8 protein-coding genes are annotated in these 11,296 nt (G+C 65.6%); 7 read left to right on the top strand and 1 reads right to left on the bottom strand.

The features are described from left to right. Nucleotides 1-117: 117 nt before the first annotated feature. Together HGB41_RS12000 and HGB41_RS12005 are read left to right on the top strand one after the other, a co-directional pair. Nucleotides 118-1,386, top strand: a complete 1,269-nt coding sequence (locus HGB41_RS12000) for a nitronate monooxygenase (protein WP_171084526.1) — start codon at nucleotides 118-120, stop codon at nucleotides 1,384-1,386. Between the two features lie 185 nt (nucleotides 1,387-1,571). After that, the gene (locus tag HGB41_RS12005; RefSeq protein ID WP_171084529.1) at nucleotides 1,572-3,944 is read left to right on the top strand and encodes an EAL domain-containing protein; all 2,373 of its coding nucleotides are present in this window, start codon (nucleotides 1,572-1,574) and stop codon (nucleotides 3,942-3,944) included. A gap of 99 nt (nucleotides 3,945-4,043) precedes the next feature. Here the strand turns inward: HGB41_RS12005 and HGB41_RS12010 are convergent, their stop codons facing one another. After that, a complete protein-coding gene (locus HGB41_RS12010) occupies nucleotides 4,044-4,982 on the bottom strand; it encodes an exopolyphosphatase (RefSeq protein ID WP_171084531.1) in 939 nt (312 codons plus the stop codon). A gap of 324 nt (nucleotides 4,983-5,306) precedes the next feature. Between HGB41_RS12010 and HGB41_RS12015 the strand changes: the two genes are divergently transcribed. From HGB41_RS12015 to HGB41_RS12035, 5 genes are all read left to right on the top strand, one after another. Further along, on the top strand, nucleotides 5,307-6,581 hold the full coding sequence (locus HGB41_RS12015) for a sensor histidine kinase (RefSeq protein ID WP_171084533.1): 1,275 nt from the start codon (nucleotides 5,307-5,309) through the stop codon (nucleotides 6,579-6,581). Between the two features lie 95 nt (nucleotides 6,582-6,676). Next, nucleotides 6,677-7,438 (top strand): LytR/AlgR family response regulator transcription factor, encoded by a 762-nt coding sequence (locus HGB41_RS12020; RefSeq protein WP_171084535.1) that lies wholly within the window; start codon nucleotides 6,677-6,679, stop codon nucleotides 7,436-7,438. Nucleotides 7,439-7,558: 120 nt separating this feature from the next. Then, nucleotides 7,559-8,737 carry a PAS domain-containing sensor histidine kinase gene (locus tag HGB41_RS12025; protein ID WP_171084537.1) on the top strand — a complete coding sequence of 393 codons (1,179 nt, stop codon included), beginning with the start codon at nucleotides 7,559-7,561 and terminating at the stop codon, nucleotides 8,735-8,737. 205 nt (nucleotides 8,738-8,942) lie between these two features. Further along, entirely contained in the window at nucleotides 8,943-9,956 is a 1,014-nt protein-coding gene (locus HGB41_RS12030; RefSeq protein ID WP_171084539.1) for a porin, read from the top strand. 316 nt (nucleotides 9,957-10,272) lie between these two features. Continuing rightward, on the top strand, nucleotides 10,273-11,295 hold the full coding sequence (locus tag HGB41_RS12035) for a polyprenyl synthetase family protein (RefSeq protein ID WP_171084541.1): 1,023 nt from the start codon (nucleotides 10,273-10,275) through the stop codon (nucleotides 11,293-11,295). The last annotated feature ends 1 nt before the right edge of the window (nucleotide 11,296 follow it).

The raw sequence follows: 11,296 nt of genomic DNA on the forward strand, positions 1-11,296 counted from the left end.
CGCGTGGCCAACGCTGCGCAAGCCATGTCCCGCCTTGGGGTAGAATGACGACCGTGTACGCGCACGGCCGTCGATGCATATGTACGCGTAGGGAACTACGGTAGTCTAAGGATTGCAATGAAACGTGTTGATGATTTCCGCCTGCGAATGGGCAACAAGGAATATGTTCCCATCATGATCGGCGGGATGGGCGTGGACATCTCGACCTCCGAGCTGGCGCTCGAGGCTGCCCGCCTGGGCGGCATCGGCCATATTTCCGATGCGATGGTGCAGGACGTGTCCGACCGCAAGTTCGACACCACCTTCGTCAAGGAAAAGACCAAGCTCTACAAGTTCAACATCAACAACATGAACAAGGCGGTGGTGCAGTTCGACCTCGACCGCCTGGCCGAAGCGACCCGCCTGCACGTGGGCGCAACCATGCAGGCGAAGCAAGGCAGCGGCCTGATCTTCGTGAACTGCATGGAAAAGCTGACCATGAACGCGCCGAAGGAAACCCTGCGCACCCGCCTGTCGTCCGCGCTCGACGCCGGCATCGACGGCATCACCATGTCGGCCGGCCTGCACCTCGGCTCCTTCGAGCTCATCAAAGACCACCCGCGCTTCCGCGACGCCAAGCTGGGCATCATCGTGTCCTCGACCCGCGCGCTGCAACTGTTCCTGCGCAAGGTCTCGCGCCTTGACCGCCTGCCCGACTTCATCATCGTCGAAGGCCCGCTGGCGGGCGGCCACCTCGGCTTCGGCATCGACGACTGGAAGCAGTACGACCTGCACACCATCATGGACGAGATCCATGCCTACATGCGCGCCGAGCAGCTCGACATCCCGGTGATCGCCGCCGGCGGCATCTTCACCGGTTCGGATGCGGCAGGCTTCATGGAACGAGGCGCGGCCGGCGTGCAGGTGGCGACCCGCTTCACCGTGACCCACGAATGCGGCATGCCCGACCACGTGAAGCAGGAATATTTCCGCGCCAGCGAAGAAGACATCATCGTCAATGGCGTGTCGCCGACCGGCTACCCGATGCGTATGCTGAAAAGCACGCCGGCGATCGGTTCCGGCATCCGCCCCGGCTGCGAATCCTACGGCTACCTGCTGGACGCCACCGGCAACTGCGCCTACATCAATTCGTACAACCGCGAAGTCCAGGCCAGCCCGGACGGCAAGAATATCTCGGTGCTGGATAAAACCTGCCTGTGCACGCACATGCGCAACTTCAATTGCTGGACCTGCGGCCACACCACCTACCGCCTGAAGGACACCACGCACCGCCTGGCGGACGGCAGCTACCAGATCCTGTCGGCCCAGCACGTGTTCGAGGACTACCAGTTCAGCGTCGACAACCAGGTGGCGCTGCCGCCGAAACAGGAAGTCGTCGCGGCCTGAGCGTCGCCGCCTGGGCCCGGCAGCCCCGGGCGTGGCGGCCTGAAGCGCTTTGTGGCAGCAGGCCTGATCGCAGTTCCATTTCTTCGAAGCCAAGGCCTGCCGTGGCTTTTTTTGTGATGCGCCACCTTGGTGCGAAGGCGTGTAAGCTGAGAACTCAGCGAGCGCTTTTCACGAAGGGTGCCGGCATGACCACTTTCGATCCATCTGCCCAGGTCACTTTCCTGACCGACGACGAAGGCAAGGTCGCAACGTGGAATCCTGCATGCGCGAGCCTGTTTGGCTGGACGTCCGAAGGTGCTCCCGGACGGCCGCTGACCGACCTGCTGGCAGGCGATGAGCGTTGGCCCTCGCTGGCCTCTGCCGGCGGCGCCCGGGTCCGGATGCGCTTTTCCGGCGGGCGCGAAGGCCTCGCCACCCTCAGCCTGCTCCGCCAGTACGATGCCGCCGGCGAGCCACAGGGCTGGAGCGCCGCCATCGTCATCGCGCCGTGCGATTCGGTAAGCGAGTCCGACCGCGTCGGCTGCACGCCGCTGTCCGAGGTCGTCGACCTGCTGCCCGGCACCTTCTACGCGATCAACCGCGAAGGCCGCTTCGTCGTCTGGAACCACAATCTCGAACGCCTCGCCGAAATGACGCCGGACGAAGTTGCCGCGGCCCAGGTCATGGACATGTTCGAGCCACGCGACCGCGACCTGGCGCTCGAGAACATACGCCGCGTGTTCGAGGAAGGCGCCGAGGTCTCGATGGAAATCAACTACGTCGCCCGCAGCGGCCGCGAGACGCCGATGATGCTGGGCGGCACGCGGGTGTCCTGCAACGGCGACGACTACCTGTTCGGGATGGGGGTCAACATCGCCAGCCGGCGCGAGAAAGAGCGCCGGCTGCTCCTGAGCGAGCGCGCGCTGAACGCGGCCAGCAACGGCATCGTCATCACCCGCTGCGCCGGGCGCGACAACATCATCGAATACGTCAACCCTGCCTTCGAGCGCATCGCCGGCTACCCGGCGCTTGAGGCCATCGGGCGCGACCCGCGCTTCATGGCTGCCCCCGAATTCGACACCCACGAGCGCAGCCAGATCCGCGTCGCCCTGGCCGAGCGGCGCCCGGTCAGCGTGGTCTTCCGCAACCTGCGCAAGAACGGCGAGCTGTTCTGGAACGACCTGAACATCACGCCGGTGCGCGACGAGTACGGCGAAGTCACCCATTTCATCGGCATCTTGCACGACGTCACGGCCATCAAGCAGCGCACCGACCACCTCGAGCACGAGGTCAACCACGACGCCCTCACCGGCCTGGCCAACCGCACCCTGCTGTGGGACCGGCTCGACCACGCGGTGCACCTGGCGCACCGCCACAAGGCGATGGTAGCCACGGTGCTGATCGACCTGAACAACTTCAAGACCATCAACGACACCTTCGGCCACGAGGCCGGCGACATCGTGCTCAAGGTGGTGGCGCGGCGCCTGCAGTCCGCGGTGCGCGAAAGCGATACGGTGGCCCGCATGTCGGGCGACGAATTCGTGCTGGTGCTGGTGGACCAGCCCTCGCTGCGCTTCACGCTGCGCATGGTGGAGCGGCTGCGCCGGTCGATGACGATGCCGGTGGCCTTCGGCGGCAACCAGATCCCGGTGGGGGCCAGCCTGGGCGTGGCGATCTTCCCGCATGACGGCCAGGCGCCGGTTGAGCTGGTGCGCGCGGCCGACATGGCGATGTACCACGCCAAGGGCAACGGCGGCGGCGTGCATTTCTTCTCGCCCGAGATGCGCTCGGCCAACGAGAAGCGCGCCGCGCTGGCCGACGGCATCCGCGCCGCACTCGACCATGACGAGCTGTTCCTGCTGTTCCAGCCGCGCATGGATGCGAAGAGCGGCAAGGTGCGCGGCTTCGAGGCGCTGCTGCGCTGGCGCCATCCCAAGAACGGGGTCATGCTGCCGGCCACCTTCCTGGCCGAGGCCGAGGAATCCGGCCAGATGGTCGAGATCGGCAATTGGGTGCTGGACCAGGCCTGCGCCTTCCAGCAGCAGTTGCGCCAGCTCGGCTACACCGGCCTGCCGGTATCGGTGAACGTCTCGCACCGCGAGTACAGCCAGCACGGCTTCGTTGCCGGCATCGGCGAACGGATGAAGCGCCACGGCCTGCCGCCCGGCAGCCTGGAAATCGAGATTCCCGAGGCCGACCTGATCCGCAACCCGGGCCTCGGGCGCGACCTGTCGGCCCAGTTGCGCGACTCCGGCGTGGCATTGTCGATCGACGAGTTCGGCAAGGGCATCTCCGACCTCTCCTTCCTGCAGCAGCTGTCGGTGCGCCAGGTCAAGCTGTCGAAAGCAGCCGTGCACGACATCGCCGGCGAGGGCCGCGGCAGCATGCTGGCCAAGACCCTGATCGACATCGGCCACAACCTCGACCTGTCGGTGGTCGGCGAGGCGGTCGAGACCGAGGCCCAGATGGCTTTCCTGACCTCGCATGGCTGCGACCAGTTGCAGGGGCAATGGTTCAGCGAGCCGCTGGCGGCGGATGCGGTAAGGCAGATGCTGGAGCAGCGGAATGACGCGCAGTGAGACCAATGCGCGTGCCACGGTGCTCGATTGGAGAGAACCGTAGGGTGGGCAAGTTCCTTGCCCACCCTACGGGACAGTGGCGGCTCTTTGGTGATCGACTCAGCCGTCCTTGTTGATGCGGTTGACCAGCGCGCCCAGCACCTCTTCGGCCATGTCGTTGTCCACCTGGCAGGTGCCGGCGTTTTCGTGCCCGCCGCCGCCGTATTCCAGCATCAGCGCGCCGATGTTGGTCCGGGAGCTGCGGTCCAGGATCGACTTGCCGGTGGCGAACACGGTGTTTTGCTGCTTCACGCCCCACAGCACGTGGATCGAGATATTGGTCTCAGGGAAGAGCGCGTAGATGATGAAGCGGTTTCCGGCATAGATCACCGGTTCGGCGCGCAGGTCGAGCACCACCAGGTTGCGGTGCACGGTGGCGCAGCGGCGGATCTGCTGCTTGCAGCGCTCGCTGTGCTCGAAATACAGCGCGGTGCGTTCGCGCACATCGGGCAACTCCATGATCTGCTCGATCGAATGCTGGGCGCAGTAATCGATCAGGGCCATCATCAGCTGGTAGTTCGAGATGCGGAATTCGTGGAAGCGTCCCAGCCCGGTGCGCGCGTCCATCAGGAAGTTGAGCAGGTTCCAGCCCTGGGGGAACAGCACTTCGTCGCGTGAGAAGCGCGCAGAGTCGCCCTTGTCCACCGCCGCCAGCATGTCGTTCCAGGCCGCGGGAAAGGTTTTCGCGCCGCCATAGTGGTCGTACACGACGCGCGCGGCCGAGGGCGCTTCGGGGTGGATCACGTGGTTCTCGCGGACGCCCGTGTTGCGGATGGTTTCCGACAAATGGTGGTCGAAAGCTAGGCGCGCTGCCGCCACATATGGCAGATTGGTCGTGATGTCGCGCCCGCTGATGGCGATCTTCCCGTCCTGCATGTCCTTCGGGTGCACGAACAGGATGTCGTCGATCAGGTCGAGGTGCTTGAGCAGGACCGCGCACACCAGGCCGTCGAAATCGCTGCGGGTAACGAGTCGGAATTTTTCGTGAACGGCTGACATCGGCAGATCCTTTCGAGAACGGAAATTCGGATTGCGAGTGATTGGCCTTGCCGGACGGCAGGCCGGACCTCAAGGATCATACCTTGCAATGTTTCCAAATAACAGCCTTTGCGCTGGCGCATTCTGGCTCGACGGGGTGCCGTCCATGCCCCGGATCGTGCAGGCTGTCGCACGGGGCTGGTGCCCAGGCGGCGCCGGACGTAAAGTTGCATCATCCCAACAGTCGAAGGCGCCGGAGATGTTGTATTTCCGGCACGCGCAGGCAGCGACGCGGTACACTCGCCGTTTGCCCAAGCACCCGTCGACAAGACACGCACAGCAACCATGCAAGCAAGGAATACAACCCAGCAATATTTTTCCAGCATCCTGTCGTGGGTCTTCCGCGGCTTCGATGCCGTAGCGACCTGGGTCACCCAGCTGTCGTGGTGGAAGTTTTTCCTGTTCGCCCTGCTGACTCTGGCCGCTGGCGCCATCTTGCAGGAAGAATTGTTCTCCGGCCCGGCCGAAGAAGAAGTCGCCCGTGCCGAGCGCGAATCGGGCCGCCGCAGCGACGCCGCGATCCTGATCGACGAAAGCGGCATCCGGTTCAATCCGCGCCGCAAGCCGCGCAGCGGCGCCGCCACCGTGCCGCCCGAGCCATCCGCACCACCGGTGCCCCCCGATGCGCCACCGGCGCCGGAAACGCCCGCCGTGCCGGCGCCGTCCACGAGTCCCTCGCCGGCCATCTACCCGAACGGCGAATCGGTCCACATCGAGCTGCCGCCGCAAATCGGCGAGGAGCTCTCGAACGCCATCGAGATGGCGGTCGAAGACGCCGCCGAACAGAAGGTGTCGCGCTACCACAAGCAGGCCTCGACCTGGTTCATGAATTTCGTGCTGCTGTTCGTGCTGGCGCTGTTCGGGACCAAGGCCCTGGTCGGCGGCAAGAAGCGCGCGGTGGCCGAGGCCCAGGTCGCGAATGCCGCCGCCGAGCGCGAGGCGATGCAGCGCCAGCTGTCGGAAACCAGGATGCAGATGATGCAGGCCCAGGTCGAACCGCATTTCCTGTTCAACACCCTGGCCTCGGTCGAGCACCTGATCCAGGTCGACCCGCCGCGCGCTTCGGCCATGCAACGCAGCCTGATCCAGTACCTGCGCGCGGTGCTGCCGCAGATGCGCGACAACGCCGTCGTCACCGGCCTCGGGCGCGAGGTCGACATGGTGACGGCCTACCTGGCCCTGCTCAAGATGCGCATGGAAGAGCGGCTGACCGTGGTGATGCGGGTTCCGGAGGGCCTGCGCAGCGCGGCCTTCCCGCCGATGATGCTGCAGTCGATGGTCGAGAATGCGATCAAGCACGGCCTCGAATGCAAGCCGGAAGGCGGCACCCTGGAGATCACCGCCGAGGTTGTCGACAACCGGCTGCGCGTCACCGTCAGCGACGACGGCGTCGGCTTCGGAGTGGTGCCGAGCGACGGCACCGGCCTTGGCCTGCAGACGATCCGCGACCGCCTCAAGCTGCTGCACGGCGATGCCGGCCAGCTGCACATCGCCGCCAACAGCCCGAGCGGCGTGATCGCGATGATCGAAGTGCCCTACCTGTTGTCAAAACAGGCGTGACCCCGCACCATCCGCCCGGGGCGGCATGCAAGGTGACTTGCCTGCCGCGCGGTTTCGTTGAATAATTGTTACCTTCCTTCTGCCAAGAGACGACCATGCCCACCGCGATTATTGCCGACGATGAAAGACTGATGCGCGACCAGCTGCGGATGCGCCTGTCCGAGGCCTGGCCGGAGCTGGAGATCCTGGGCGAAGCGAAAAACGGCGAGGAAGCGGTGGAACTGGTCGAGCAGCTCAAACCCGACCTGACCTTCCTGGACATCCGCATGCCGGGCAAGACCGGCATGGAGGCGGCGCGCGACATCGGCGACCGCAGCCAGGTCGTGTTCGTCACCGCCTACGACCAGTATGCGGTCGAAGCTTTCGAACGCGGCGCGGTCGACTACGTGCTCAAGCCAACCGAGCCGGACCGCCTGAAGGTGACCGTGGACCGCCTCAAGGGCCGCCTCGCGCGCCCGGCCGAGAAAGTCAACGACAGCGTGCAGGCCATGCTGTCGCAACTGGCCGAAAAAATCGGCGCGCCCAAGGCCAAGCACCTGCAATGGATCCAGGCCAGCATCGGCCAGGACCTGCGCATGATCCCGGTGGAAGACATCCTGTTCTTCCGCTCGGACGAGAAATACACCTGCGTCCAGACGGCCAGTTTCGAGGCCCTGATCCGCAAGCCGGTGCGCGACCTGGCCGACGAGCTCGACCCGTCGCTGTTCTGGCAGATCCACCGCGCCACCCTGGTCAACGTCAATGCGATCGAAGGCGTGACGCGCGATATCCGCGGGCGCCACCTGGTGCTGGTCAAGGGGCGGCCCGAGAAACTGGAAGTGAGCCGGAGTTTCCTGCACCTGTTCAAGCAGATGTAAGCGTCCGCGGCGGCCCTGCACGGGCCGCCCGCCCCCTTTGTCGGACATCAACCTCCATCCCCACCCCGCCACGTAATGTAGAGCTTCCGGCCTCCCCGGCCATCTTTGTGGCATTCCCGCATGACTCCACAGCGACGCCAACGCCGCAGCCGCGCGGGCGCGGCGGTACTCGTGTTCGGCTTTATCAGTGGCTATTGCGCCGGCACAACCGCAGCGGCAATGCGCCGTGCCCGCAGCGTACGCCGCACGGTGCGCGAGCTCGACGGCCGTCGCATCGTCCACAGCGCCAGCGACGCCATCCTCTCGATCGACGAGCATGCCTTCATCCTGTTCGCCAATCCGGCAGCGGCCCACATGTTTGCGACCAGCGTTTCCGCCATGCAGGGGGGCTCGCTGTCGCGCTTCATCCAGTCCACCGGGCGCGAGGCGCGTAGCCCGCTCGATTACTTCCCGGCCGGCGCAGGACGTGCCGGGCGCCGCGCCACCGACTATGCGGTTACCGGCATCCGCGCCAACGGCCAGCTGTTCCCGATCGAAGGCTCGATCTCGCGCGTCGAGCAAGACGGCCAGGAAATCTGCACCGTAATCCTGCGCGATGTCTCCGAGCGTCACCTGGTGCAGCAAAAGCTGGCGCGCTCGCACGACCAGCTGCGCCAGCTGTCCTCGGCCCTGCAGACCATCCGCGAAGAAGAACGCACCCATATCGCGCGCGAACTGCACGACGACCTCGGACAGCTGCTGGCCTCGCTGCGCATGGACCTGACCCTGCTCCAGCGCAGCAATGGCCTGCCCGAGCCCGGCCGCCACCTGATCGAAGGCATGGAATCGAACCTGGTGACGGCCATCGCCTCGCTGCGCCGCATCGCCACCAACCTGCGTCCACGCGCGCTCGACGAAGGCGGCCTGTATTTCGCGCTGCAGGGCCTGCGCGACGAGTTCGTCGAGCGCCATAATATAGCCTGCATCCTGATGGCCGACGAGAACGAGCTGCGCCTCGACGACAGCGCCAGCACGGCCATCTTCCGCATCGTCCAGGAAGCGCTCACCAATATCGCCCGCCACGCCGACGCCACCAGCGTGGTGCTCAACCTGGACCGCATCGACGGCGAACTGCTGGTGACGATCCGCGACGACGGCCGCGGCATCCGCGCCGAAGACATGGAAAAGGCCGCATCGCTCGGTCTGGTGGGCATGCGCGAGCGGGTGTGGGCCATGGACGGCGAGATCAGCATCAGCGCCGACGAACCCACCGGCACCCGCATCGACATTGTGCTCCCGCTCGCCGAGCGCACCATATAGTCCTCCTCCAGTCGGCGGCCTGACCGGGTTGCCACCTCCCTGCTTGCCGCACGCCCCATGCCGACTTGTCAAATTGCGGCCTGTCAAATAGCAAGCTGCCAAATATCAAGCTGTCACTAAGCGGAAATATTCACTGGTTAAGATTCGGGTCGATCCGGGTTCATCTGCGAACCCGGCATCCTGTCCAAACCAACTGGAGATTTGCATGAAGTTCAAGTACCTGGCAGCTGCGCTGCTGTCCACCCTCCCGCTGTTCGCCCACGCCCAGAGCAACGTCACCATCTATGGCGTGATGGACGCAGCGGTCGCTGTGGAAGACACCGACGCACCGGGTGAAGACAGCCGCACTGTGATCAATTCGGGCAACCAGTCGAGCAGCCGCATCGGCTTCCGCGGTACCGAAGACCTGGGCAACGGCCTGAAAGCACTGTTCAACATCGAGGCCGGCGTCGCCCTCGACACCGGCGCCGCCGATTCCTCGCTGTTCGGCCGCCGCGCCGTGGTGGGCCTGCAGGGCGCCTTCGGTACCGTCACCGTCGGCCGCGAATACAGCCCGATCGCCGCAGTGGCCGCCGCCACCGACATCCTGGGCCAAGGCATGTTCGGCACCAACCTGTCGGCTTTCGCCACCAACCGCCTGACCCGCCGCCTGGCCAATTCGGTCAACTACAAGAGCGACGCCATGAGCGGCTTCACGCTCAATGCCGCCTACTCGACCGGCGAACGCGTCGTCGAACCGTCGGGCGACCTGATGGGCCTGTCGCTCGAGTACAAGACCGGCGGCCTCTACCTGGGCGCCGGCTACCACGTGATCGAGCGCCTGTCCACGGGCGACGACAAGGAACTCGCCTTCGGCGCGGGCTTCACCATGGGTGCCTTCGAAATCAAGGGTAACTACCTGCAGGCGGACCAGACCGGCGCCAACAACGAATACACCAACGCCAACCTGGGCGCGGCCTTCACCACCGGCCCGAACAAATTCTTCCTGAACTTCCAGCAGCAGAAGATCGAGAGCGGCGCCAAGGGCAACACCGTGTCGCTGGCCTACACCTACGCACTGTCGAAGCGCACCAACATCTACTCGACCTACGCCCAGCTGCGCAACAACGGCCGCGGCGTGTTCGGGATCAGCTCGTCGTCGACCGCAGTCGCCCCGCCGGCCACCGCACTGGGCGCCGATCCGTCGGTGTTCACCGTGGGCGTGCGCCACTCGTTCTAAGCAATCGTCCCCTCCGGCGATCCCGCCCCTGCGGATCGCCGTCACCGGTCCCCGCCGCGGGACCGGACCAATGCCGGCACTCGCCGGCATTGGCCTTTCCCACGTCCCAAGATTGACCCGTTAAGCTGCCCGCACAGGGGCAAACGCAGAGGCGTGGCCTTTAATTCAAGCTTACTATGTCGGCACGACCATGCGGCAATCTGCGCAGGCACTCGCACGATTGAAAACTATGTGATTCGTTAGCATTTTGATCATGTATCATCGAGGTCGGATTTATTAATTTTCATTCCCTGCACTCGGCAAAAAGGAGTAGCGCATGACTACAGCGACACGGCGGATGGACGGGATCAGCGGGCTCGGGGAGTTCGGCAAGCCCGGGCATGGCGACGATCACCATGTCGACCTGGAGCGCATGCGCGGCACCATCGAGGAGCGCATCACCCACCTGCTGGCGGATTCCGGCAGCCAGGCCGACATGCTCGCTGCGGCGATGCGTGCCGGCGCCCTCAGCGCAGGCAAGCGCATGCGCCCCCTGCTGGTAATGCTGGTGGCGCGCGACCTCGGCTGCACCTCGCCGGCCCTGGTGGACGTCGCCTGTGCGGTCGAGATGGTGCACGCCGCTTCGCTGATGCTGGACGACATGCCGTGCATGGACAATGCCCAGCTGCGCCGCGGCAAACCGGCCATCCACGTCGAGTACGGCGAAGACGTCACCATCCTGGCTTCGGTCGCCCTGCTCAGCCGCGCCTTCGGGGTGCTGGCCGCGGCCCAGGACATCCCGCCGATCACGCGTACCCGCCTGGTGGCCCGCCTGGCCGAGACTATCGGCACCCAAGGCCTGGTGCGCGGCCAGTTCGAAGACCTGCATGGCGCCGGCGCGCGCACGCCGGACGCGATCGCCACCACCAATGAACTCAAGACCGGCGTGCTGCTCGGCGTGGCGGTCGACATGGCCGCGATCGTCGCCCAGACCTGCGAGGGTGTATCGCAATCGCTGCGCGCCTTCGCGCTGGCGGCCGGCCACGCTTTCCAGATCCGCGACGACTTCTACGACATTCCCGGCACCGACAGCGCGCTGACCGGCAAGGACACCGGCAAGGACCTCGGCAAGGCCACCCTGCTTGCCTCGCTCGGCCAGGAAGAAGCGCAGCGCCGCCTGGCCGCCCACCTGATGGATGCCGACCGCCACCTGGGCGAAGCGCTCGGCGCCGGCGGCCGCACCCGCCGCTTCGTCGACGGCCTGTTCGCGCAGGGCCGTTCGCGCATGCGCCTGGCAGCCGACGCCAGCCCCTATGCCGATCCCGTGGCTGCGCGCGTGCGCGAAGTCCACGTCAACTGAA

Source organism: Telluria aromaticivorans (assembly GCF_013003915.1).
In the GTDB taxonomy this organism is placed as follows: Bacteria; Pseudomonadota; Gammaproteobacteria; order Burkholderiales; family Burkholderiaceae_D; genus Telluria; species Telluria aromaticivorans.

Coding starts and splice junctions, on each gene's coding strand:
- HGB41_RS12000 (WP_171084526.1), top strand. CDS start 118: ATGAAACGTGTTGATGATTTCCGCCTGCGAATGGGCAACAAGGAATAT.
- HGB41_RS12005 (WP_171084529.1), top strand. CDS start 1,572: ATGACCACTTTCGATCCATCTGCCCAGGTCACTTTCCTGACCGACGAC.
- HGB41_RS12010 (WP_171084531.1), bottom strand. CDS start 4,982: ATGTCAGCCGTTCACGAAAAATTCCGACTCGTTACCCGCAGCGATTTC.
- HGB41_RS12015 (WP_171084533.1), top strand. CDS start 5,307: ATGCAAGCAAGGAATACAACCCAGCAATATTTTTCCAGCATCCTGTCG.
- HGB41_RS12020 (WP_171084535.1), top strand. CDS start 6,677: ATGCCCACCGCGATTATTGCCGACGATGAAAGACTGATGCGCGACCAG.
- HGB41_RS12025 (WP_171084537.1), top strand. CDS start 7,559: ATGACTCCACAGCGACGCCAACGCCGCAGCCGCGCGGGCGCGGCGGTA.
- HGB41_RS12030 (WP_171084539.1), top strand. CDS start 8,943: ATGAAGTTCAAGTACCTGGCAGCTGCGCTGCTGTCCACCCTCCCGCTG.
- HGB41_RS12035 (WP_171084541.1), top strand. CDS start 10,273: ATGACTACAGCGACACGGCGGATGGACGGGATCAGCGGGCTCGGGGAG.